General features: G+C 73.7%; 17 protein-coding genes. 11 read left to right on the plus strand and 6 right to left on the minus strand.

The features are described 5' to 3' along the window. Nucleotides 1–21 precede the first annotated feature (21 nt). From WIS52_RS29445 to WIS52_RS29455, 3 genes are read left to right on the plus strand one after another with little or no spacing between them, the layout of a single operon-like run. Nucleotides 22–1,002, plus strand: a complete 981-nt coding sequence (locus tag WIS52_RS29445; protein ID WP_349301680.1) for a Bug family tripartite tricarboxylate transporter substrate binding protein — start codon at nucleotides 22–24, stop codon at nucleotides 1,000–1,002. Next, nucleotides 999–1,553, plus strand: coding sequence for a tripartite tricarboxylate transporter TctB family protein (locus tag WIS52_RS29450; RefSeq protein ID WP_349301681.1), 555 nt, complete (start codon nucleotides 999–1,001; stop codon nucleotides 1,551–1,553). Before WIS52_RS29445 ends, WIS52_RS29450 begins: the two co-directional genes overlap by 4 nt. Further along, nucleotides 1,550–3,076: a tripartite tricarboxylate transporter permease gene (locus WIS52_RS29455; RefSeq protein WP_349301682.1), complete on the plus strand. Its 1,527-nt coding sequence runs from the start codon at nucleotides 1,550–1,552 to the stop codon at nucleotides 3,074–3,076. Before WIS52_RS29450 ends, WIS52_RS29455 begins: the two co-directional genes overlap by 4 nt. A 76-nt stretch (nucleotides 3,077–3,152) precedes the next feature. On the opposite strand, the gene WIS52_RS29460 is transcribed toward WIS52_RS29455, so the two are convergent. From WIS52_RS29460 to WIS52_RS29470, 3 genes are all read right to left on the minus strand, one after another. Then, nucleotides 3,153–3,623: a hypothetical protein gene (locus WIS52_RS29460; protein WP_349301683.1), complete on the minus strand. Its 471-nt coding sequence runs from the start codon at nucleotides 3,621–3,623 to the stop codon at nucleotides 3,153–3,155. 506 nt (nucleotides 3,624–4,129) lie between these two features. Next, entirely contained in the window at nucleotides 4,130–4,717 is a 588-nt protein-coding gene (locus tag WIS52_RS29465) for an MmpS family transport accessory protein (protein ID WP_349301684.1), read from the minus strand. A gap of 402 nt (nucleotides 4,718–5,119) precedes the next feature. Continuing rightward, nucleotides 5,120–5,959: a DUF72 domain-containing protein gene (locus WIS52_RS29470; RefSeq protein ID WP_349301685.1), complete on the minus strand. Its 840-nt coding sequence runs from the start codon at nucleotides 5,957–5,959 to the stop codon at nucleotides 5,120–5,122. A 125-nt stretch (nucleotides 5,960–6,084) separates the two neighbouring features. On the opposite strand from WIS52_RS29470, the gene WIS52_RS29475 reads away from it, so the two are divergent. The 8 genes from WIS52_RS29475 (at nucleotide 6,085) to WIS52_RS29510 (ending at nucleotide 17,753) form a co-directional block, all read left to right on the plus strand. Then, entirely contained in the window at nucleotides 6,085–6,915 is an 831-nt protein-coding gene (locus tag WIS52_RS29475; RefSeq protein WP_349301686.1) for a serine hydrolase domain-containing protein, read from the plus strand. 39 nt (nucleotides 6,916–6,954) lie between these two features. Further along, nucleotides 6,955–8,466 carry an AMP-binding protein gene (locus WIS52_RS29480; protein ID WP_349301687.1) on the plus strand — a complete coding sequence of 504 codons (1,512 nt, stop codon included), beginning with the start codon at nucleotides 6,955–6,957 and terminating at the stop codon, nucleotides 8,464–8,466. Nucleotides 8,467–8,550: 84 nt separating this feature from the next. Then, a complete protein-coding gene (locus tag WIS52_RS29485) occupies nucleotides 8,551–9,834 on the plus strand; it encodes an IS30 family transposase (RefSeq protein ID WP_432422481.1) in 1,284 nt (427 codons plus the stop codon). A 354-nt stretch (nucleotides 9,835–10,188) separates the two neighbouring features. Continuing rightward, a complete protein-coding gene (locus WIS52_RS29490) occupies nucleotides 10,189–10,812 on the plus strand; it encodes a hypothetical protein (protein ID WP_349301689.1) in 624 nt (207 codons plus the stop codon). Between the two features lie 408 nt (nucleotides 10,813–11,220). Next, nucleotides 11,221–15,471 (plus strand): ATP-dependent RNA helicase HrpA, encoded by a 4,251-nt coding sequence (hrpA, locus tag WIS52_RS29495; RefSeq protein WP_432422482.1) that lies wholly within the window; start codon nucleotides 11,221–11,223, stop codon nucleotides 15,469–15,471. 30 nt (nucleotides 15,472–15,501) lie between these two features. Continuing rightward, nucleotides 15,502–15,885, plus strand: coding sequence for a VOC family protein (locus WIS52_RS29500; RefSeq protein WP_349301691.1), 384 nt, complete (start codon nucleotides 15,502–15,504; stop codon nucleotides 15,883–15,885). 194 nt (nucleotides 15,886–16,079) lie between these two features. Then, nucleotides 16,080–16,460 carry a hypothetical protein gene (locus tag WIS52_RS29505; RefSeq protein ID WP_349301692.1) on the plus strand — a complete coding sequence of 127 codons (381 nt, stop codon included), beginning with the start codon at nucleotides 16,080–16,082 and terminating at the stop codon, nucleotides 16,458–16,460. Between the two features lie 90 nt (nucleotides 16,461–16,550). Next, complete coding sequence (locus WIS52_RS29510; protein WP_349301693.1) at nucleotides 16,551–17,753, plus strand: acyl-CoA dehydrogenase family protein; 1,203 nt, start codon at nucleotides 16,551–16,553, stop codon at nucleotides 17,751–17,753. Between the two features lie 103 nt (nucleotides 17,754–17,856). Here the strand turns inward: WIS52_RS29510 and WIS52_RS29515 are convergent, their stop codons facing one another. From WIS52_RS29515 to WIS52_RS29525, 3 genes are all read right to left on the minus strand, one after another. Then, nucleotides 17,857–18,279, minus strand: a complete 423-nt coding sequence (locus tag WIS52_RS29515; protein ID WP_349301694.1) for a rhodanese-like domain-containing protein — start codon at nucleotides 18,277–18,279, stop codon at nucleotides 17,857–17,859. Next, a complete protein-coding gene (locus WIS52_RS29520; RefSeq protein WP_349301695.1) occupies nucleotides 18,276–18,842 on the minus strand; it encodes a cysteine dioxygenase in 567 nt (188 codons plus the stop codon). The genes WIS52_RS29515 and WIS52_RS29520 overlap by 4 nt, the downstream gene beginning before the upstream one ends. Nucleotides 18,843–19,079: 237 nt before the next feature. After that, nucleotides 19,080–24,677: a SpoIIE family protein phosphatase gene (locus WIS52_RS29525; RefSeq protein WP_349301696.1), complete on the minus strand. Its 5,598-nt coding sequence runs from the start codon at nucleotides 24,675–24,677 to the stop codon at nucleotides 19,080–19,082. Nucleotides 24,678–24,745 lie beyond the last annotated feature (68 nt).

Raw genomic sequence — 24,745 nt, forward strand, 5'->3', positions numbered from 1 at the left:
AGCTCACAAAGGAGTGTCTGTGTGAAGAGGAGAGTGCTCCCGGCACTGGGCGTCGCCGCGACGCTCGCGCTGACCGGGCTCGCCGCCGTCGACGCGAGCGGGTCGGCCACCGGCGCCGACCCCCGCTCGTCGCTGACGCTGATGGCGCCGGCCGCCCCCGGCGGCGGCTGGGACCTCGCGCTGCGGGAGGCCCAGCAGGTGATGCGGGCGGAGTCGATCGTGAACAACGTCCAGGTGATCAACGTGCCCGGAGCCGGCGGCACGATCGGGCTGGCCCGCTTCGCCGACATCGGCCCCGACCCGACGCAGCTGATGATGACCGGGACGGTCATGGAGGGCGCGATCACGGTCAACGGTTCGGCGGCGACGCTGGACGACACGACCCCGATCGCCCGCCTCGCCGAGGACTACCTCGTGCTCGTCGTGCCGGCGGACTCGCCGTTCCGGACCCTGGACGAGTTCCTCGACGCCTGGCGAGCCGCCCCGCACGCCCAGGCGATCGGCGGCGGTGGCCTCGGTGGTGCCGACCACCTGCTCGCGGGGCTGACCGCCCGGGGCGCGGGGATCGAACCCGGCACGATCAACTACATCGCCTACTCCGGCGGCGGCGAGGCGCTGACCGCGCTGCTCTCGGGCACCGTGGCCCTCGGGATCAGCGGGTTCCACGACTTCTCCGACCAGATCGAGGCCGGGAACCTGCGGGCGCTCGCCTACTCCGCGCCGAACCCGGTCGAGGGCATCGACGTGCCGACACTGACCGAACAGGGCGTGCCAGTGACGCTGTCGAACTGGCGCGGGGTCGTCGCCCCACCGGGCATCACCGACGACGAACGCGCGGAGCTGACCGCGCTGATGACCGAGATGGCCGGCAGCCCCCGCTGGGCGGACACGCTGGCCCGCAACAAGTGGGAGGACTCCTTCCTGACCGGCGAGGAGTTCGACCGCTTCATCGAGGCCGACCAGGCCCGCGTGGACGGGATCATCGAGGAGCTCGGCCTGTGACCACTGCCCCGACCACCGACCCGACCGCGCCGACGACCGCCACCGGCGACAGCTTCTGGCGCCGCAGGACCGGTCTGCTCGTGCCCGCCGTGCTGCTCGGCGCGGGCGTCACGCTCGCCGTCGGCACCCTCACGATGGAGGTGCCCTCGACCGCGACGGCGCCCGGACCGCAGCTGTTCCCCGCGATCGCCGCGATCGTCTGCACCGTGCTCGCCGTGGCTCTCGCCATGGACGTGCTGCGCCACCCCGAGCCCGCCGACACCGGTACGGGGTCCGATCCCGCAGACGTCCCCACCAGGCCGCGGGCCGACCGCCGCGGGCTCGCCGAGGCCGTCGGCGTCGTCGTGCTGTTCATCGCCGCGCTCCAGCCGGTCGGCTGGCTGCTGTCCGGCGCCCTGCTGTTCTGGGGCATGGCCCGCGCGCTGGGCAGCCGGCGCCCGGTGTTCGACGTGTTCCTCGCCCTCGTCGTGTCGTCGACGGTGCAGCTCGCCTTCTCGGCCGGGCTCGGGCTCACCCTGCCTCCGGGCCTGCTGGCGGGAGTTCTCGGATGAACGCACTGACCCAGCTCGGCGACGGCTTCGTCACCGTCCTCACACCGATGAACATGCTGTGGGTCGTCGTCGGTGCCCTGCTGGGCACCGCGGTCGGCGTCCTGCCTGGCCTGGGTTCGGCCATGGCCGTCGCCCTGCTGCTGCCGGTGACGTTCTCGCTGGACCCGATCGGCGCCTTCATCATGTTCGCCGGGGTGCTGTTCGGCGGCCTGTTCGGGGACTCGATCTCCGGGATCCTGATGAACACCCCCGGCAACTCCACCGCGATCGCCGGATCGATCGAGGGCCACGCCATGGCCCGCAGCGGGCGCGCCGCCCAGGCGCTGGCCGCGTCGGCGATCGCCTCGTTCGTCGGCGGCATCATCGCCGCGGTGCTCGTGGTGTTCTTCGCGCCGTCGCTGGCCGCGCTGGCCACCGTGTTCGGACCGGCCGAGTACCTCGCGCTGGCGGTGTTCGCGTTCGTCGCGATCTCCGCGGTCGTCACGGACTCGATCGTGCGCGGCCTGTCCGCGCTCGCCCTCGGCCTCGCCGTCGCAGTGGTGGGGATCGACGGAATCTCCGGGGCCGCCCGCCTCACCGGCGGGCTGCCCGAGCTCTTCGACGGGATCGACATCATCGTCATCACCGTCGGACTGCTCGCCCTGACCGAGGTGTTCCACCAGGCCGCGCGGCGCGGGATCCCGGACGACCACAGCATCCTGCGGGCCCCCGGCCGTCCCTGGCTCTCCCGCGCGGAGTTCCGCGCGGCGCTGCCGGCCTGGCTGCGCGGCACCGCCACCGGGCTGCCGTTCGGGATCATCCCGGTCGGCGGCTCCGAGGTGCCGACCTTCCTCGCCTACGGCACCGAGCGCCGGCTCGACGCGCGGCGCTCGAACCCGATGTTCGGCCGCGGCGCGATCCAGGGCGTGGCCGGGCCGGAGGCCGCCGGGAACGCCACCGCGGGCACCGCGATGGGCGCCCTGCTCGCGCTCGGCCTGCCGACCTCGGCGACGGCAGCGATCCTGCTGGCCGCGTTCCGCCAGTACGGACTCCAGCCGGGCCCACTGCTGTTCGAGCGCGCACCGGACCTGGTGTGGGCACTGCTGGCGAGCTTCTTCGTCGGGCTGGTGGTCCTGCTGACCCTCAATCTGCCGTTCGCACCGCTGTGGGCGAAGCTGCTGCGCGTCCCGAAGCACTACCTCTACGCCGGCATCACCGTGTTCGCGATGCTCGGTGTCTTCGCGACCAGCGCCAAGATCCTGGACCTGGTGCTCGTGCTGCTCATCGGGCTGCTCGGGTTCGCCATGCGCCGCTACGGCATCCCGGTCGCGCCGATGCTCATCGCGGTGATCCTCGGCCCGCTGGCGGAGACCGAGCTGCGCCGCGCCCTCGCGGTCAGCGAGGGGGACCCGGTCGCGCTCGTCGACAGCCCGGTCGCCGCGAGCCTGTACGGGTTGCTGTTGCTCGTGGTGCTCGCGGTCGTCGTGCGCACCGTCCGGTCCCGGTCGCGCGGGCGGGGGGCGCTCGCCGGCACCGGCCGCTGAGCAGGACCGCCGTGAGCCGGGCCGCTGTCGTGCGTGACCACCGTCGCGGCCCGGCGGGAACGGGAGCGGCCGGCCCTCAGCCGGTTCGGACGACCGCCGGGACCGCACCGAGGCCCTCGGCGAATCCCGCCCGGAAGGCATCCGCGTTCTCCGGGGCGAGCGCCAGGACGACCGCGCAGACCACCAGGGCCAGCGCGCAGAGCACCGTCCCGGCGACCGGGGTTCCCCGGTTGGTCGCCCGGCCCCGGTACGTCCGCGCGATCCCCAGCACGCCGAGCACCAGCCCGGCGACCATCAGCGGCAGTGCGACGACTCCGGCCACCGGGAACGGGGCGCAGAGCAGACCGACGACGCCCAGCACGAGGGCCGAGCTTCCGGCCCGGTTGCCGGGCGCCCACGCCGCCCGGGCCGTGCGACGGTCGGTGGCGCGGCGCGCCGCGTTCGGCCACACGTCGACCGGGCCGGGAGGGCCGGTGCGCCGGGAGGTGCCGAACGGCGGCCCGCCGAACGGGACCTCCGGATGGCCGTCGTAGAACGGGTCGGGCACGTTGCGCGTGGCGGCGTACCCGGGGCCTCGCGGCGCGGGCGACCCGGGCAGCGGCTGCCGGGAGCACGGCCGGTCGACCGTGTGCCAGTAGGCCGGTGCGGCAGAGACGCCGGGGCGCTGGACGGCGTGCCGTGCGTGGCGCGCCGGACCCGACCTGTCCGTGGCACCGGGGAGACTCTGCGAGGTGGTCACGTCCTGGCTCTCGGGACGTGCGGCAGGTCCGTATCGCGGCGCCGCGCGGTCTCATCAGTTGTGTGGATCGGGCGACACCCTGTTTCACCGGACCGGGCGAACCGGTCGGACACGCTCGGCCCAGCCGGTCACGTAGCGCGACAGTGACGACCGGGGCGCGCGGGACGGGGCGGATCCAACGCCCGGACGACGGTCCCGGGCGGGAGGCGGAACGGGCCGAGGCCCTCCCCGGGCGTCCCCGGGGAGGGCCTCGCGTGCCGAGCCGCCGTCGCGCGTGACCACCATGGGCGGCCCGGAACGATCGGAGGACGCGGTCAGGTGGCCGAGCAGCTCACCACGGCGTAGGGACCCGAGCTGGTCGACGAGGTGACCTCTTCGCCGTTGCGGAGAATGCGGCAGGTGATCTCGTCATTCCCGCCCGATCCGGACTGCGCCGTCAGCGAGAGCGGCTGGAACGAGAGGACACCGCTGTCGAAGGTGACGTCGGTGGTCCAGGGCAGGGAGGTCTCGTTGACCTGCTCCATGCTCATGTTCTCGTCCTTGACATAGGTGACGCTGCCGGCGCCGCCGGAGCCCGTCACCTCGTAGGTCACGACGTCGCCCCCGGCTGCGGCCGGAGCGCTCTCGGCAGCACCCGCCGCGGGAGCGGTGGTGCCGGCGGCCGTCGGGTCGCCCAGCTCGGCCACCGCTGCATTGAAGGCCGCGGCGTACACGATGCAGATCACGAGGCCGAGCGCCGAGAGCACCGTCCCGGCGATCGCGACGCCCCGGTTGGTGGCCCGGCCCCGGCTCGCACGGAGGACCCCGAGCACACCGAAGATCAGACCGAGGATCACCAACGGCCAGGCGATCACCCCGATGAATGGGATGAACGAGAACAGCAGGCCGAGGATGCCCAGCACCAGCGCGGTCGTGCCGAAGCCGTTGCGCGGCGGGCTCGCCTGCGGAGGGGCCGGGTGCGGCGCCGAGCCGCCCGGCCCGACACCCCGCGACGCGGAGGTCGGCCAGGCCTCTGCCGCGGGCCGGCCCCCGGGGGACTGGTTGCCGTAGGGCGCTCCGTCGTACGGGCCCTCGGGACGGGGACCCCACTGCTGGGTGCCGCCCTGACGCGGGTCCCCCGGGTAGGGCTGGACGGGCGGCGGGCCGTAGCCGCGCTGCCCACCGGCGCCGGGGTGGCCGGGCTGCTGCGGGCCGTTGTGCGGCCCGGAGTGGCGGCCGTGATGCGGCGGGCCGGGCCGGGCCGGGGGCGCCGTATCACCGGGAGTCCGTTTCTCCCTATTTCTGAGGATCTCTCGCTTCCCGGCTCAACCTCCCGACCGGAGCCGCTCCACCAGCCCGCGGGCGTCGAACGGGGCCCGCACCTTCATGTCGTTGTCGAAGTAGCAGACGACGTCGTGCCCGTCGTCGCGCCAGTCCCGGATCCGCGCCGCCCACCCGTCGAGGGCCTCGGCGGTGTACCCACCGGCGTAGAGCTCCCCCTGGCCGTGCAGACGCAGGTAGACGGGATCGGCGGTGACCTCGTCGAACACCGGCCAGGTCCCCGCCGAGTCGGAGAGGACCAGCGCGACGCCGTGCTCGCGCAGCAGCGCACGGAACTCCGGGTCGCGGAACGACTCGTGCCGCGGCTCGATCGCGTGCCGCAGCGGCCGATCGGCATCGGTGGCGGTCCACGCGCGGCCGTCGAGGCGCTCGTCGTGGCCGGTGGCGAGCGATGCGGCCGCGGCGGTGCCGTGTGGCAGCAGGCGCAGGAAGGCCTCGACCCGGTCGGCGTCGAACCGCATCCGAGGCGGCAGCTGCCACAGCACCGGCCCGAGCGCGGGACCGAGCGCCAGCACGCCCGAGGCGAGGAAGTTCGCCAGCGGGACCTCGACGTCGCGGAGCTGCTTGAGGTGGGTGACGAACCGGGGCCCCTTGACGGCGAACACGAACCCGTCGGGCACCTGCTCGGCCCAGGACCGGTAGCTCTCCGGTCGCTGCAGCGAGTAGAACGACCCGTTGATCTCGATCGAGGTGACCTGGCGGGACAGGTACTCCAGCTCACGGCGCTGCACCAGTCCCGGCGGGTAGAAGGTGCCGCGCCACGGCGGGTAGCGCCAGCCCGACGTGCCGACCAGCGCGGTGCCGACCAGCGCCGTGCCCGCCATGCGTCTCCCCCTCCACGCGACCGGTCCGCCGGCATCGTCGCGCCGACCGGCGCCGGTCGCCACCGGCGACGCCTGATCACGGCTGCGAGGATGAGCGCCATGGGTACCCGACCGCTCCCCCTCCCGTGACCGAGCTCGCCCCGGCGGTGCGCCGGGTCCTCGACTGGCCGGTCGACCACGTCGCCGCCGCGGTCGTCGCCGCGGACGGGTCGGTGCTCGCCGACGCCGGCGACACCGATCGCGAGTTCGGGCTCGCCTCCGTCACCAAGCTGCTGTCCGCCTACGCCGTGCTCGTCGCGGTCGAGGAGGGCGCGCTCGAGTGGGACGACGCCGCGGGTCCGGAGGGCGCGACGGTGCGGCACCTGGTCGCCCACACCTCGGGCCTGACGTTCGACACCGACAAGGTCCAGGCCGCGCCGGGCGAGCGGCGGATCTACTCCAACACCGGGTTCGCGGTGCTCGCCGACGCCGTCGCCGCGGCCACCGGGATCGGCTTCGCCGACTACCTGCACCAGGCGGTCTGCGAGCCGCTCGGGCTCGGCAGCACCCGGCTGGAGGGCTCGGCGGGCGCCGGGGCGGTGTCGACGGTCGACGACCTCGCCCGGTTCGCCGCCGAGCTGCAGGCCCCGACGCTGCTCGACGCGCGCACCGTCGCCGGGGCGACGAGCGTCGCCTACCCCGGCCTCGACGGCCTGCTCCCCGGCTACGGACGGCAGAAGCCCAACGACTGGGGCCTGGGCTTCGAGATCCGCGACGGCAAGTCGCCGCACTGGACCGGCCTCGGCAGCAGCCCGCGCACGTTCGGCCACTTCGGACAGTCGGGGACGTTCCTGTGGGTGGACCCGGACGTCGGCGCCGCCGCCGTCGTCCTCACCGACCGGGACTTCGGCCAGTGGGCGATCGACGCCTGGACCCCGTGGACCGACGGCGTGCTGGAGGCCCTGCCCCGGCGCTGACTTGCGCGCGTCACGCCGACGCACGGAAGATCCGCGGTCGTGACGGTCACCGGACGGCCAGCCCGTGGCGACGACACGCTCGCGACGGTGCTGCGCGGGCACGCGGCCCGCACACCCGACGCCCCGTTCCTCGCGTTCGAGCGCGGGCCCGGGGCGATCGAGACCACCACCTACGCCGAGCAGCTCGCCCGCGCCGGACGCACCGCCGGGGCGCTGCACCGCCTCGGCGTCCGCCCGGGCGACCGGTTCGGCATCCACCTGACGAACTGCCCGGAGTTCTACGACGCCTGGTTCGCCGCGGCCCTGCTCGGCGCGGCCGCGGCCCCGTCCAACCCGCTCGCGACGGCCGACGAGCTGGCCTACCAGGTCGAGCACGCCGGCTGCGCGGTCGTCGTCACCCAGCCCGACCTGCGGGAGACGGTCGAGCGGGCCGGCGCCGCCACCGTCGTCGACACCGCGGAGCCGTGGGTACGCGACGACGACGTCGCTCCGGCCGCGCAGGTCGACCCGACGAGCCCGGTGAGCGTGCTCTACACCTCGGGGACCACCAGCCGCCCCAAGGGCGTGCTGCTCTCGCACGCGGCCTACCTGCACTGCGGCGACGTCGTCGCCGGGCACCTGCGGCTGCGTCCGGACGACCGCCAGCTCGTCGTGCTGCCGCTGTTCCACGGGAACGCGCAGTTCTACTCGACGATGTCCGCGCTGGTCACCGGTGCCTCGGTGGGGCTGGCGCCGAAGTTCACCGCGCGCCGCTGGTCCGCGCAGGCCACCGCGCTGGGCGGCACCGTCGCCAGCCTGTTCGCCGCGCCGATCCGCATGATCCTCGCCGCGAGCGAGTCCGATCAGGACACCGCGCACCGGCTGCGGGCGGCGATGTTCGCGCAGAACGTCACCGACGACCAGCTGGCGGAGTTCGAGCGCCGCTTCGACGTGCCGCTGATCCAGCTCTACGGGATGACCGAGACCGTCGTCCCGCCGCTGATGAACCCGCTGTACGAACAGCGGCGCGGCGCCTCGATCGGCCGCCCGGTGCCCGGCGCACGGGTCCGGATCGCCGACCCGGACTCCCGCGGCGCCGGCGAACTGCAGGTGCACGGCGTACCCGGGCACACGATCATGACCGGCTACCTCGACGACCCCGCGGCCACCGCCGGGACCCTGGAACCCGACGGCGCCGGCGGGGCCTGGCTGCACACCGGCGATACCGTCCGCGCCGACGACGACGGCTACCTGCACTTCGTCGACCGCCGCAAGGACATGATCAAGCGGGCGGGTGAGAACGTCGCCTCCGGCGAGGTCGAGCGGGTGGTGTCCGAGCACGAGGCCGTGTTCGAGTGCGCCGCGGTCGGGGTGCCGGACGAGATGCGCGACGAGGCGATCCACGTCTACGTCGTGCGGCACGACGGCCGTGCGGTGACCGAGGAGGACCTGCTCGCCCACTGCCGCGAGCGGATGGCGAAGTTCAAGGTCCCGGACCACGTCGAGTTCGTCGCCGAGCTCCCTCGCACCTCCGTCGGCAAGATCCAGAAGCACCTTCTCCGACACCGCTGACGCCGTGAGGGGCACAGCAGAGCTGTTCGATCGAGGCGGATTCAAGGGTCTGTTGCACGCCCTGTCTGATCAGGGGTGATGGTGATGGCGGGTCCGCCGAGGTATCCGCGTGCGCAGTGGCGGGCGTTCTGGCGGGCGCGGCTCGCGGGTGCCGATCACGAGACCGCGGTCGCCGCGGCGGGCGTGTCGGCCACTGCGGGCCGTAAGTGGATCCGCGAGTGTGGCGGGGTGGTTCCCGATCTTGTCGAGCCCTCGGGCCGGTATCTGTCCGCCGATGACCGCGAGACGATCTCGAACGGTTTCTTCGCCGGCGAGTCCTACGCCAGGATCGCGCAGCGGATCGGTCGTCATCGCTCGACGGTGAGCCGGGAGATCCGCCGTAACCGCACCCTGCGGCGTGAGGCGTTGCCTGCGCGTGCCGACGGGCGGCCGCATCCGCGTGGGCCGGTGCCGGGCAGCCCGCGGCGCACTGAGCGGGACAAGATCCGGTATCGGGGCTGGCATGCCCAGAGCAAGGCCGAGGAACGTGCCCGGCGCCCGAAGACCGGCAAGCTGGGCCGCAACCCGCGGCTGCGCGGGCAGGTCCAGGACTGGCTCGACGAGCGCTGGAGCCCTGAGCAGATCGCGCGGCAGCTGCGGGTCGAGTTCGCCGAGGAACCGGAGATGTGGGTGTCACACGAGACGATCTACAAGGCCTTGTTCATGCAGGGCCGCGGGGAACTGCGCCGCGAGCTGCACCGCTGCCTGCGTACCGGACGAGCACTACGCAAACCCCAGCGGTTCAGCGCCGGACGTGGTGGCTCGCAGATCCCCGACAAGGTCATGATCAGTGAACGTCCCGCCGAGGTCGACGACCGGGCCGTGCCCGGGCACTGGGAAGGCGATCTGATCATCGGCAAGGACGGTCGCACCGCGATCGGGACGCTGGTCGAGCGCTCCACCCGGTTCGTGATGCTGCTGCATCTGCCCGGCCAGGCCCAGCCCGCGCCAGGGGCCCGGGCCGAGCAGGTCCGCGATGCCCTGACCAGCGCGATCGGGCAGATGCCCGAGATCCTGCGGCGGTCGTTGACCTGGGACCAGGGCCTGGAGATGAGCCGCCACCGGCAGGTCAGCGAAGCCACCGGCATCGAGATCTACTTCTGCGACCCGCACAGCCCCTGGCAGCGCGGCAGCAACGAGAACACCAACGGTCTGCTGCGCCAGTACTTCCCGAAAGGCACCGACCTGTCCCAGCACACCGCACACGACCTGGAGGCGGTCGCGATCCAGCTCAACGGCCGCCCCCACAAGACCCTCGACTGGCGCACCCCGGCCGAAGCACTCAACGAGCTACTGTCCAACCAGTCCGGCGTTGCAACGACCCCCTGAGCTCAAGGAGCGGCGGCAGCGCTCCTGTACCCCGCACCGGTCGATGCCGCGGGCGAGCCGGAAATGTCGGGGTCGCCACCTACCGTCGGGCTCGTTCGGGTGGTGCGGGTCATGGAGGCGGCCGATGGGAGAACAGTTCCCCTCGCTCCGGGGCCGGGCCATGCGCAGGATCCTCACCAGGCTGTGCGGCGACCCGATCCCTGGAGGCAGTCACCTGAAGTTCCGTAGCCCCGCAACGGGTCGGATCTTCGTCTACGGCTACCACGATTCACGGGACATCCGGGGCGACATGGTGCGACGTATCCTGGTCACCCAGGTCGGACTGACCCCGGAGCAGGCTCGGAAGGAGGCCCGATGACGACGATGCACGTGGTCTATCGGGTACACGACGAGGGCCGCATCGGTGAGGACTGGTCCACATACTCTTTCCCTGACGGGGTGTTCGCCGGTGGGCCGGACCTCGAGCCCCTGCGTTCCGAGGTGCGCCGCTCGGCCGAGGAACTCGCGGGCACAGCCGTGTCCGTGGTCGAACACATCGAGCGGCCGGCCGGCCCGGACATCTACGTCCGCGGAGCCCTGGACGACCGTGCGGCGGAACGTGCCGACGTCATCGATGCCGTACGCGCCAGCTCCCTTGTCCGAGGAGAGCGGACGACCCCCGGCTCGCGCTTTCCCCTTGCCGCGTCGGGCGACAGCATTCTCGTCGCGTGCCTGCCCGAGGACACACTGAGCTGGGTCCTGGAACAGATGGATGCACACGACGCCGTAGCCGTCTGCGCGGTCGGCCCGTCACTGGGTACCGGTCGGTTCGTGTACGTGAACTACCTCGCGCGAGAAGCCGCATCGCCGGCGGGACGTGACGAGTCCGACCAGTCGATCGCCGAGGCGGGGCTGTCCCCCGACTCCACGGTGGCCGAGTTCGTCCGCGCCACGATCACCGCCGGTCGGCGTGGCCTCCGGCTCAGCCCCGTGGGGTGACACGGACCACGTCCGAAGATCGTTCGCGTTGCCGGGAATGATCCCGGACCCCCGCCCGTTGGATGGACTGTCCGGACCGGGCGACACGAGTCCCCGGGCCGCAATAGATAACCGCCGCCGCGGAATACCGTCAGGCTGGAGCCGCGGTGCGCCACTCGCCGCGAGGCGACCGGCGCCCGGTTCGGACACCTTCCGAGCTCACCCACGAAATCGGATTGCCGCCGACAGCGAGCCCGATCACCATGGTCGGCGTCCGCCACGTACCGGACGACCAGGCACACTGAACGAGCGATGTCCACCGATCCCGCCCCGTCCCCGAGCGACCGACCCGACCGCGCAGCCGACGGGGCCCGGCCGCGCCGCCCTCGGCGACGTCCGCAGAGGCGCCGACCCGACATCGATCAGCAGATGAACCAGGACACGACAGCCCACGAGCAAGGACACGACCAGGCCGCAGCGCAGGCCGCCCCCGGGACGGAGGGCGCCGCGCGTGGCCGTCCGGCCCGCGACTCGCAGCGCCCCTCGCGCCGCCGCGGGCCGCGGGGCCGGCGCGCTGCCGTCACGGCGCCCGGCCCCGACCAGCCCGGCCGTCGCGGCCCCGACCGCGACGGCCCGGACCATGGCGCCCCGGACCGTGGGGCCCCGGACCGGAAGGCCGGGCAGCGCCGGACCGGACAGCACACCGAGGCTCCGGTGCCTCCGCTGCAGGACGATGAGCTGACCGCGCTGCGCGAACGCATCGGCGAGCTCGGTCCGGCCGAGGCCGACCGGCTGCGCAGCCGCCTGGACCGCGCCCGCGACGGCCGCGCCCAGCAGCGCGTCGCCGAGGCGGTCGCCCGCGCCGAGCACCGCATCGACCGCCGCCGTGCTGCGCTCCCCCGGGTCAGCTATCCCGCGACACTGCCGGTGTCGGCCCGCCGCGAGGAGATCGCCGACGCCATCCGGGACCACCAGGTCGTGATCGTCGCGGGCGAGACCGGGTCCGGGAAGACCACGCAGCTGCCGAAGATCTGCCTGGAGCTGGGCCGTGGCGTGCACGGGATGATCGGGCACACCCAGCCGCGCCGGCTCGCCGCGCGCACCGTCGCCGCGCGGATCGCCGAGGAGCTGGGCGTCGAGCTCGGTGGCGCGGTCGGCTGGAAGGTCCGGTTCACCGACCAGGTCGGCGACTCGACCATGGTCAAGCTGATGACCGACGGGATCCTGCTGGCCGAGCTGGCCGGGGACAAGGATCTCCACGCCTACGACACGCTGATCATCGACGAGGCGCACGAACGCAGCCTCAACATCGACTTCATCCTCGGGTACCTGACCCGGCTGCTCCCCCGTCGTCCGGACCTCAAGGTGATCATCACCTCGGCGACGATCGACCCGGAGCGGTTCGCCCGGCACTTCGGCTCGGCGGAGGAGCCCGCCCCGATCGTCGAGGTGTCGGGGCGTACCTATCCGGTGGAGGTGCGGTACCGGCCCGTCGTCGACCCCGACGATCCGGACGCCGACCCCGACCGGCAGCTGGACGACGCGATCGGCGACGCCGTCGTCGAGCTGCAGCGGGAGGGCCCGGGCGACGTGCTCGTCTTCCTGCCCGGCGAACGCGAGATCCGTGAGGCCGCCGAGGTCCTGGAGCGCCGGCAGCTGCCGGGCACCGAGATCCTGCCGCTGTACGCGCGGCTGTCCACGGCCGAGCAGCAACGGGTGTGGCAGCCGCACGCCGGCAATCGGGTCGTGCTCGCCACCAACGTCGCCGAGACGTCGCTGACCGTGCCGGGGGTCCGTTACGTCGTCGACACCGGCACCGCCCGGATCTCCCGCTACTCGCGCCGGCTCAAGGTGCAGCGGCTGCCGATCGAGAAGATCTCCCAGGCCTCGGCGAACCAGCGCTCCGGCCGCTGCGGCCGGACCTCCGACGGGATCGCGATCCGGCTCTACGCCGAGGACGACTTCGACGCCCGTCCCGAGTTCACCGACCCGGAGATCCTGCGGACCAACCTGGCCTCGGTCGTGCTGCAGATGATCGCGCTGGACCTGGGCGAGCTCTCCGAGTTCCCGTTCGTCGAGCCGCCGGACCGGCGCGCCGTCGCCGACGGCCTGGACCTGCTGCACGAGCTCGGCGCGCTCCGCCCGGACCGTCGCTCGCTCACCGCGGTCGGGCAGTCACTGGCCCGGCTCCCGGTCGACCCCCGGCTGGGCCGGATGCTGGTCGAGGCGCACCGCAACGGATGCCTGCGCGAGGTGCTGGTCATCACCGCGGCGCTGTCGGTGCAGGACCCGCGCGAGCGCCCGACCGAGCAACGTCAGGCCGCGGACGACAAGCACCGGCGGTTCGGCGTCGACGGCTCGGACTTCCTGGCCTACCTCCGGCTCTGGGACCACCTGAACGAGCGCCGCGACGCGTTGAGCGGCAGCAGGTTCCGCCGCGAGCTGCGCGAGGACTTCCTGCACTACCTGCGGGTCCGGGAGTGGTGGGACCTGCACGGCCAGCTCCGGCAGGCGGCGCGGTCGTCCGGAATGGACCTCAACGACGCGAACCCGGACTGGCCGGCCCACGCCGACCGGATCCACCAGTCCGTCCTGTCCGGACTGCTCTCCCAGGTCGGCATGCAGGACCCGCTCGCGGAGAAGAAGGACGGCAAGAAGGAACGCAAGGGCCCGAAGGACTACCTGGGCGCCCGCGACGCGAAGTTCGCCATCTGGCCCGGCTCCGGCATCGCGAAGAAACCGCCGCGCTGGGTGATGGCCGCCGAGCTCGTCGAGACGACCCGGCTGTGGGCGCGCACCGTCGCCCCGGTCCAGCCGGACTGGATCGAGCCGCTCGCCGCCCATCTCGTCAAGAAGACGTATTCCGAACCGCGCTGGTCACGGAAGCGGGCGAGCGCGGTCGCGACCGAGCGGGTCACCCTGAACGGGCTGCCGCTGGTCGCCGACCGGACCGTCGCCTACGGGCGGATCGACGCCGAGGTGAGCCGCGACCTGTTCCTGCGGCACGCGCTCGTCGAGGGCGACTGGGAGACCCGGCACCCGTTCTTCCACGCCAACCGCGCACTGCTCGACGACGCCGAGGAGCTCGAGCACCGCGCCCGCCGGCGCGACCTGGTGGTCGACGAGGACACCCTGTTCGCCTTCTACGACGCGCGCATCCCGGCCGACGTCGTGTCCGGCAAGCACTTCGACACCTGGTGGAAGCGGGAGTCGCGGCAGAACCCCGACCTGCTCACCTACACCGAGGAGATGCTCGCCACCGAGGCGGCGAAGCAGGTCGACCGCGCGCACTACCCCGACCACCTCGACGCGGGCGGGCTCACCCTCCCGCTGTCCTACTCCTTCGAACCGGGCCACCACACCGACGGCGTGACCGTCGACGTCCCGGTCGCGGCGCTCAACCAGGTGGACCCGACCCCCTTCACCTGGCAGGTCCCCGGGCTGCGCGAGGAGCTGGTCACGGCCCTGATCCGGACCCTGCCGCGGAACCTGCGGCGCAACTTCTCCCCCGCTCCCGACCACGCCAGGGCGGTACTGAGCCGGCTGCGCGGCCAGGCCCCGCGTAGCGCAGGCGGAGCGGGCATCGACACGGTCCGGCCGCTGCTCGACGTCCTGGAGCGCGAGCTCAGCCGGATGCGCGACGTCGAGATCCGGCGCGAGGACTGGGAGCTGGAGCGGCTGCCCGAGCACCTCACCGTCACCTTCCGGGTGCTCGACGAGGCCGGGACCGAGCTCGCCCGCGACACCGACCTGGAGAAGCTGCGCCGCGATCTGGCGCCGAAGGTCCGCGAGGAGCTCGCCTCGGCCGGCACCGAGGTCGAGGCGACCGGCCTGACGAGCTGGACGATCGGCGAGCTGCCCCGGGAGCTGCCGATCCGGCGTGGCACGCACGTCGTCACCGGCTTCCCGGGCCTGCGTGACCGCGGCACCACTGTGGACGTCCGGGTGTACGCGACGGCCACCGAGCGCGATCCCGCCCACCACCGGGGGGCCCGCCGGCTGCTGATGCTGGGCACGCCGAACCCCGCCAAGCAGGTCCAGCGCGGCCTGGACGGCCGGGCCCGGCTCGCGCTGTCGCGCAGCCCGCACGGCTCGTTCGACGCCCTGCTCGACGACTGCATCACCGCGGCCGCCGACCACCTGGTCAACCGGGGTGGCGGCGACCCGTTCGACGAGGCGCAGTTCGCCCGGCTCGCCGAGCTGCTGCGGATGCGGCTGCCCTCGACGGCGCTGCAGGTGCTCGACGCCGTCCGCGGCGTGCTGGAGGCCTGGCACCGGGTCTCCTCGGCGCTGACCGACCTGCGCGGCCCCGCCACCCGGGACGGCGTCGCCGACGTCCGCGCGATCATGGCCCGGCTGGTGGCGCCCGGCTTCGTGACGGCGGCCGGGGCGACCCGGCTGGGCGATGTGAAGCGGCACCTGCAGGCGCTCGAGGCGCGACTGGAGAAGCTGCGCGCCGACCCCGGCCGGGACGCCCGCTGGACCGGCGAGATGGCACCGGTCGAGGCCGAGTACCGGGGCCTGCTGGCGTCGCTGCCCGAGGGCGCCGAGCCCTCGCCCGCGCTGCGCGAGATCGGCTGGATGATCGAGGAGCTGCGGGTCTCGCTGTACGCGCACCCGATGAAGACCCGGTACCCGATCTCGGTGCAGCGGGTGGAGCGGGCGATCGACGACATCTGAACTGTCGGGGGCGGAGTGCAGACTCCCCACATGGACGCACCGATCGCCACGTTCTCCCTCGCCGCCCTCGACTGCCCGCACCCCCTCGAGCTCGCGCGGTTCTACTCACGGATCACCGGCTGGCCGATCGCGACGCAGACGCACGACGACTGGGTCGAGCTCGAGTCAGGGGGCCCGGGCCCGACGCTGGCGTTCCAGAAGATCGAACAGGGCGAGTACCGCGCACCGGAGTGGCCCGGCCAGGAACACCCGCAGCGGATGCACGTCGACTTCGACGTCCCGGACCTCGACGCCGGGGAGACCGCCGTGCTCGCGATCGGCGCCCGCAAGCACGACGTGCAGCCGATGCCGGACAGCTTCCGGGTCTTCCTCGACCCGGTGGGACACCCGTTCTGCCTCGTGCGGGGCGTCTAGTGCGACCTCGACTATCTCCGTCAAGCGCGATATAGACGATGACATCGCCGCGCGTTGTCGTGAAGCGCATCCGGCGGGAAGCGGCTCGGGGACGTCATGATCCCGATTCCGCGCCACCGCGACATCGGCGAGGGCTTGACCGAGCAGATCTATCGCGAGTGCCAGGTCGTACTGGGGAAAGGCTGGTGGCGGCGATGAAGTATCACGCCCACGCGACCCGGGACGGCCGATACTGGATGGTCCACGCACCCGAGGTGGACCGGTACACCCAGGCCCGCACCGTCGACGAGATCGAGCCGATGGCCCGTGACCTCATCTCGATCATGACCGGCTCCGACGCCGGCTCGATCGAGCTGGAGGTCTCGGTCGAGCTGCCGTCGTCCGTGCAGGCCAAACTCGACGGGGTCGAGCGGTCTCGGGAGGTCGAGCGGGCCGCGCGCTCCGACGCTGCGGCGCAACTCCGATCGGCCGCGCTCGAGCTGAAGGAGACCGGGATGTCGGTCCGGGAGCTGGGCCGGGTCCTCGGAGTCTCGTACCAGCGGGCCGCCCAGCTGACGAGCAACCGAGCCTCCTGAACCCGCTACGACCGAGCGGGAACGCCGGAGCGATGTGACGATCAGGCTGTCGCAGATCGAGACCGGGCCGACGGCGAGGGAGCCGCGAGCATGACCGCACCGACCACCCCGTACACCGAGCTCGGCGAGGCGCTGGGCACCGACTTCTTCTCGGTCCGCGACCAGTTCACCGACGAGCAGTGGCGCCGGTTCGCCGACACCCGCACGTTCGTCGACTCCGAGGTCCTCACCGACATCAACGACTACTGGGAGCGGGCCGAGCTGCCCTGGCACCTGTTCCGCCGGCTGCCCGAGCTCGGGATCGTCGGCGAGGACATCCAGGGGCACGGCGCGGCCGGGATGAGCCCGCTCGCGCTCGGCCTGGTGCACATGGAGCTGCACCGCGGCGACGGCTCGCTGGGCACGTTCCTGGGCGTGCACGCCGGGCTGGCGATGAAGGCGATCGACCTGTGCGGCTCCGACGAGCAGAAGCGGCGCTGGCTGCCGTCGATGTCCACGATGGAGCGTCTCGGCGCGTTCGCCCTCACCGAGCCGGAGCACGGCTCGGACTCGGTGGCGCTGGAGACCACCGCGACCCGGGACGGCGACCACTGGATCCTGGACGGGACCAAGCGCTGGATCGGCAACGGCACCGTCGCCGACCTGGTGATCGTCTGGGCCCGGGACACAGCGTCCGGGGAGGTGCTCGGCTTCGTCGTCGAGACCCCGGCCGAGGGCTACTCGGCGACGGTCATCCCGGGCAAGGTGTCGCTGCGCGCGCTCTGGCAGGCCGACATCACCCTCGACCGGGTCCGCGTCCCGGACGAGAACCGGCTCGCGCGGGCGACCACGTTCGCCGACTGCGCCGCGGTGCTCGCGACCACCCGCAGCACGTGCGCCTGGATGGCGCTCGGGCACGCCACCGCCGGCTACGACGCCGCGCTGCGCTACGCGCAGGCCCGTAACCAGTTCGGTACGTCGCTGGCGAGCTTCCAGATCGTGCAGGACCGGCTCGTGAAGATGCTCGCCGACCTGACCGGCATGCAGCTCTACTGCATGCAGACCGCGCGGCTGGCCGAAGCGGGCAAGCTGTCCCCGACCGTCGCCGGTCTGGCGAAGATGCACAACACCCGGACAGCCCGCTCGATCCTCTCCGAGGCCCGGGATCTGCTGGGCGGCAACGGGATCCTGCTGGAGCACCACGTCGTCCGGCACTGGGCGGACATCGAGGCGATCCACACCTTCGAAGGCACCGAGACGATCCAGTCGCTGATCGTCGGCCGGGACATCACCGGGATCGGGGCCTTCACCTGAGCGCGTACCGCCCCGGCCGGTGACCGGCGAACGCGGCGGATCTGCGCGCGTGTGATCGGCGCCTCGGGGCCGGCGGGTGGTTTGCGCGAGCAGGCGATCCGGGCTACCGGAGATCGGGTGGCCGGGTCTCCGCCGCCGGACCGTCGGTGCCCGGCTCGACCGGCAGACCGGCGGCCGCCCAGGCGCGGAACCCGCCGTCGAGGTCGGTGGCCCGGTGCAGGCCGAGGTCCTGCAGCGACGCTGCGGCGAGGCTGGAGCTGTAGCCCTCGGAGCAGAACAGCACCCACGTCACGTCGTGGTCGACGGCCTGCGCGATGCGGGCGTCCGAGGTCGGGTCGAGCCGCCACTCCAGGTGGTTGCGCTCGATGAGCAGCGCGCCGGGGACGGCGCCCTCCTCGGCCCGCTGCCAGCCGGGCCGGGTATCGACGAGCACCGCGCCCCCGGCGACCAGCCCGGCGGCCCGCTGCGGGTCCGGACGGTCGAGCCGCGCGCGGGCGGCGGCCAGCAGGTCGGCGACCGTGGTCATCCGACACCCTGCCCCGGGGCGACGAGTTCGGTACGGGTGCGCCGCAACCGCTGCTGCCCGGCGAGGCCCGGCGTGTCCTCGACCGAGTAGTACGACATCGCCGACAGCGGCGGCGAGTAGGCGTGCACGCTGACCGCGGGCGTCGTCTCGGTGTTCGCGACGTCGTGCACGTGGCCGAGCGGGAAACCGGCACCGCGGCCGTCGCGCAGGTTCCGGGTGCGCAGTCCGGCCGGTCCGGTCCAGCGGCGCTCGGTGAGCGTCCCGGACACGACGGTGAGCGCACCCAGCGAGCCGGCGTGGTCGTGCAGCTCGGCGATCTGCTCGGTGGCCCAGCTGATCAGCCAGACGTCGCAGAGCCCGTCGCTGCGCAGCAGCCGGTACCAGCGGCGGTCGGGGTCGACGACGACCTCGTGCACACCGGCGCGGACCTCGTCGGCGATCTCGCGGGTCATCTCGAGGAGGTCGTCCAGGCCGTACGGCGACGGCGCGACGGCCGGCTGGGCGTGCGGGGCACGGGCCGGCGCGAGGACACGGGCCGGGGCAGGACGAGCAGGGGCGGACACGGTGACACTCCGGAAGTGAGAGCAGGGCGGGCGAGCGGTCGGGGTTCAGCTCGCGGGACGACAGCCCTGGTCGAAGTGGTCGGCGCGCCGCGTCCCCCACAGGGGTCCGAGGTTCGCTGCCTGACTCACGATCGAGATGTCACCACACCGCCGGGCTCCCCTTCAAGCGAGCGCCCGCCCCTCGGGACGCCGGGCAACCTGTCCGGACAACCCAGGCCTACCTGCACTTCTTTGCGTCTACCCCTCGTCGGACATCCCGATCACGGTGTCCAGCCCGGAGAGCACCAGCGAGCGCCGCGCCTGGCTCCCGGCCGGCGCGACGAGGGTCAGCGGGACGTCGCCGGCCCGCATCAGCCGGGCCGCCTCGGACAGCAGCGCGATCCCGGCACTGCTCACGAAGGAGTCCGCGGCGAGGTTGAGCGTGACCGGCAGCCCGCGCCCCAGGTGCTCGAGCAGCGGACCGCGGACCGCCGCCACCCCGCCGAGGTCGAGGTCGCCCACCACCGTCAGCCGCACGCCGTGCGGGTCGGGCGAGGCGCGCAGCCGGGTCGGCGCGGGACGGGCTCCGTCCGTGGCGGCGGCGTCCCGGTCGTCGTCGTGGTCCGCGGTCGGGTCCCGGTCCGGCTCGGGCTCGCCGGCAACGAACTCCACCGGCGGCCCCGCACCCGGGGTCCCGACCTCCACCGGGGTCGACGGCAGCCGGAACCGCACGGTGGTGCCGTCGTCGGACGGTTCGATGTGCACGTCCTCCGACAGCTCCCGGATCAGCGCGATGCCGCGGCCGCGGTAGCCGGGGTCCGGAGGCGGCGGGCGCCAGCGGCCCCGGTCGGCGACCCGGACCGCGACCGACCCGTCGGCGGTCAGCGCGAGCTCGATCTGCACGCGGCCCGCGGGTACGGCCCCGGCGGGGTAGGCGTGCTCGATCGCGTTCGTGGCGGCCTCCCCGACGGTGAGCTGCAGGTCACTGACCGCGTCCGGGCCCATCCCGCAGGTCGCGGCCCAGCCGGCGACCGAGCGGCGCAGCGGGGCGAGCCGCTTCGGGTCGGCCTCGATGTCGAGCCGCAGCGGCGGGGGCATCAGCCGGGCCACGACGACGACGGTGTCGTCCGGGATCGCCGACCCCTCCGACATCCGGTTGAGCAGCGTGTCGGCCATGTCCCGGGGCTGGGACTCCGCGAGGTCACCGAACGCGTCGACCAGCCGGGCCAGCCCGTCGTCGATCACCTCGTCCCGGCGCTCGAACAGCCCGTCCGAGCAGAGCAGGATCGTCTCGCCGGGCACCATGTGTGCGCCTGCCTCGCTGAAGGGCGGGCGTCCGGAGATGCCCAGCGGCACCCCCCGTCCCTCGACGAGCGTCCGCACCCCGTCGGTGCCCGCGACGAGCGGCGGCGGGTGCCCGGCGCTGGCGTAGCGCAGCTCGCCGGAGCCGGTGTCGATGGTGGCGATCGCGACCGTGCTGGCGGTGGCCCCGCGGACCCGCAGCGCGTACTGGTCGAGCTGTTCGAGTGCCCGCGCCGGGGACTGGCCGTTGACCAGGTTGGACGCGACCGCGCTGCGCAGCTGACCCATCACGGCCGCCGCGGCCGGGCCGCGGCCGACCACGTCACCGACCACCAGGGCGACGACGCCGTCGGCCAGGTCGAGCACGTCGAACCAGTCCCCACCGGCCTCGGTGCCCTGGGTCCCCGGCCGGTACCGGGTGGCCAGCGACAGCTGCTCGATGTCCGGCAGCCGCTGCGGCAGCAGGCTGCGCTGCAGGGTCACCGCGACCTCGTGCTCGGCCTGGTGCAGCTGGGCCCGCACGATCGCCTGGGCGCACTGGTTGGCCAGCGTGCGCACGAAGCTCTGCTGCTCCGGGCTGAACGAGGGCTCGCGGGAGAACCGGAACCCGAGCACGCCGATCGGCCGGGAGGCCACCATCAGCGGCACCGCGGTGTGCACCGGGTAGCGGCGCACCTCGGACAGGTCGGTCGTGTGCCAGATCGGCTCACCACCGGTGACGGCGCGGCTGAGCGGGTGGTTGCGGCCGGGGGCGCGCATCGGCGGCCCGTCGGCCGGCCAGCCGGCCTCGCCGAGCAGGGCGAGCAGCCCGTTGTCGTCGACGACCATCGCGACGATGGACTCGGCTCCCAGCGAGCTGCGCCCGTGCTCGACGACGACCTCGGCCACCGACTCCAGGTCGGTGGCCCGGGCCAGGCCTGTCGCCACCGCACCGAGCCGCTCGGCGAGCCGGCGGGCCTCGGTCTCGGCGTCCAACATGGACGCCCGGTCGAGCGCCTGCGCGGCCAGCTCGGCGACGGCGACCGCCGCCTCCTTGTCCGCCTCGGACAGCCGCCGCTCGGTGAGCATGGACACCGCCAGCACGCCGAGCGTGCGGCCGCCGGCGATCAGTGGCAGGTAGCCGATGGTCTGCGCGTGCTCGGGCGCGACGCCGATCTGCGACGGGTAGCGCGACGCCCACTCGTGCGCGGTGCCGAACCACAGCGGGGTGCGGTCGGCCAGGACGTCGGCGAACGCCATCGGTGCGTCGGCCCGGATCCGTCCGGCCCGGCGCCACAGCTCCGCGTCCCAGCCGTGGCCGGTCAGCGCCTGCAGCCACTCCCCGCGGACCTCCCAGAGCCCGGCGAAGTCGGCGTCGAGCAGGTCGACGATGTGGTCCGCGGCGATCGCGGCGACCTCGCCGGCGGTGGCCGCGGCGGACATCTTGGCGGTCGCCCGGTGCAGCAGGCCCAGCCGCTGCGCCGAGGACCGTTCCTGTTCCAGCAGCCGGGCGTTGTCCACGGCCAGTCCGGCCCGGCGCCCGATCTCGGAGAGCAGGTCGAGGTCGTCGGCGGTGTAGGGGTCGGCGGACTCGGTGCGCACCGCGGTGAGCACGGCGCTGGTCCGCCCGCGGGCCGGCAGCGGCACCACCATCGCCGAGCGGATCCGCAGCCGGCCCCAGGCACGGCGCTGGGTCGCGGGCAACCGGCCCAGGACGTCGTCGAGCCGGTCCGCGCCGATGATCTCCGGCCGGCCGGGGTGGTCGGAGACGCCGATCAGCGGGCCCAGCCGCCACAGCGACGGCTCCAGCGCCGACCGGTCAGCGGCCACGGCGAGCGTGCCGACCGGGTCGCCGGGGTCGGCGTCGTGCACCACGGCGACGTCGGCCAGCCGGTCGTCGACGACGGCGCGGACCAGCTGGTCGGTCCGCCCGGTGCGGGTGATCTCCCGCTCCAGCGACTCGGCGACCTCGGAGTAGATCCGGTGCCGGCGCTGCTCGCGGTGCTGGACGTCGATGTCGAGGCAGCCGCCGACGTAGCCGGCGGAGCGCTCGCCGTCGCGCACCGGGGCACCGCGGTCGAGCACCCACCGATGGCGGCCGGCCCGGTCCAGCAGCCGGTACTCGACCTCGAACGGGGCGTGCGCGCGCGCCGCGGCCGCGGTCACCGACCGGTAGCGCTCGCGGTCGTCGGGGTGGATGCGGCGGCGCCAGTCCAGCCCGAGCTCCTGGGCGGGGTCGTCGACGCCGGTGAAGTCCAGCCAGCCCCGGTTGACGAACAGCCGGTGCCCGCCCGGGTCGTCGACCCAGATCAGTGCGGGCGTGGAGTCGGCCATCGCCCGGAACTGCAGCTCCGCGGCACGGCGCACCCGCCCGAGCTGCAGGTGGTTGGCGACCCGGGCCAGCAGCTCGCGCGCGGAGAAGGGACGCACGAGGTAGTCGTCGGCCCCGGCCGCGAACCCCTCGACGGCCGCCTCCTCCCCGGCCCGCGAGGACAGCAGCACCACCGGGACGCCGACGGTGCGCGGGTCGGACCGCAGCGCACGCAGCAGCTCGATCCCGCCGGTCGCGGACAGTGCGGCGTCCGCGACGACCAGGTCCGGCGGGTCGGTGCGGGCGGCGTCGAGGGCGGCGCCACCGTCCGCGACGACCTGCACCGTCCACCGCTCGGCCAGCAGGTCGCGCAGGTAGCCGCGCATCTCCCGGTCGTCGTCGACCACCAGCACCCGGTCGCGGTGGGCCAGGTCCAGGCCGTCGACCACCGACCCGTCGACCGATCGCCCCCGGACCGCGGGCCGGCTCGCCGGACCGTCGCCCGCATCGAGGGGTTCGGGCAGCCAGCGCAGCGCCTCGGCGACGTAGGGGGCCGCGAGCCGGGGGGTGGTGCGCGCACCGACCCGGGACCGCACGAGCCGGTCGGCCGGCAGGTGGGCGAACCCCAGCGGCAGCCGGACGGTGAAGGTGCTCCCGACGTCCGGCACGCTGCGGACCCCGATGCCGCCGCCGTGCAGCCGGACGAGCTGGCGGATCAGCGGCAGGCCGAGCCCGCTGCCCTCGCCGGTGCGTCCGCGCGGCGGGCCGGGGCGGTGGAACCGCTCGAACACCGAGTCGATCTCGTCGTCCGGGATCCCGACGCCGGTGTCGGCGACCGACAGGACGACCTGCTCGCCGTCGTGGGTGAGCCGGACCGTGACGCTTCCGTCCACCGTGTACTTGACGGCGTTGCTGAGCAGGTTGAGGACGATCTTCTCCCAGGCGTCGCGGTCCACCCAGACCGGACGGCTGCTGGGCGGGCAGGAGACGCGCAGGTCCAGGCCGGCGCGCTCGAGCACCGGGGCGAACGCCGCGACGAGCTCGGCGGTGGTCGCGCCGAGCTCGGTCGGTGCGAACAGGCCGTCGTGCCGGCCGCTCTGCAGGGCCGAGGCGTCGAGGAGGCCGTCGACCAGCTTCAGCATCCGCTGCGCGTTGCGCTGGGCGAGCTCCACCTCGGCGCGGACGCCGGCGTCGTCGTGGTCGCGGAGCCGTTCCAGGGGGCCGAGGACCAGCGTCAGCGGGTCGCGGAACTCGTCGCCGAGACCGGCGTAGTAGTCGGCGCGGGTCCGCGCGACGGTGCTGACGTCGTCCCGGCGGTCCCGCTCCCGGTCCCGGGCCAGCGCGGCGGTGAGCACCGTGCCCACCTGCCCGACGACCAGGCGCAGGAAGGAACGGTGCGGCTCGTCGAGCGGCAGCAGTGGCGGGACCCCGATCACGACGGCGATCCCGGTCGTACCGTCCGGGGTGTGCTGCACGGCACGCACCAGGTCGGTGACCGGCGGCGTACCGGACGGTCCCGCGGCCGGCCCGACGGTGACGAACTCGGCCGCCGATCCGGCGTCCGGGCCACGGTCGGCCGGGGCCCAGCCGTCCGGCAGGTCGTCGAGCCGGACCGTCGTGAGCGCCCGTGCGTCGGCACCGCGGGCCACGACGGCCGCGCACCCGACGTCCTCGGCCGCGGCGTCGAGGACCGCGGTCAGCCGCTCGACCGCGATGTCGACCGTGGGGGCGTCCCGGGCGACCTCGCCGAGCTCGGACAGCACCTGCATCCGCCGCGCACCGACGACCCCCTCGGTGACCTCGCCGAGCATCGTGATCAGCCCACGGACGTCGCCGTCCGGGCCGCGCACCGGCGTCACCGAGTAGTCCCACCAGGTCGCCTCGGGGTACCCCCACCGGTGCAGGACGAGCCGGTCGGCGACCCGGTAGATGCCCTCGCTGTCGCCGGCGAGCATGAGGCGCAGCTCGTCGGACAGGTGATCGGCGAGCTCCGGCCAGCCCTCGCGCAGCGGCCGGCCGAACGCCGTCGGGTGCCGGACCCCGGAGTGGGCGGTGAACGCGTCGTTGTAGAGCAGGACCAGCTCCGGACCCCACCAGGTCACCAGCGGCTGCCGGCTCTCCAGCATGAACCGGATGGTGTCGGTGAGCTCGCGGTCCCATCCGGGACGCGGTCCCAGCGGCGTGGCCGCCCAGTCCGTCGACTCGAGGAGGGTGCGGACCCCGACGGCGGCGACCTCGCCGGCCGGGGAGTCGGACCTGTTCACCGTGCGCGCCACCTCGTTCCGCGTTCTGAGCGCTCACGATCCCACTCCGGGGCCACACCCGGCAGGTC

It is taken from the genome of Pseudonocardia nematodicida, assembly GCF_040105385.1.
In the GTDB taxonomy this organism is placed as follows: Bacteria; Actinomycetota; Actinomycetes; order Mycobacteriales; family Pseudonocardiaceae; genus Pseudonocardia; species Pseudonocardia nematodicida.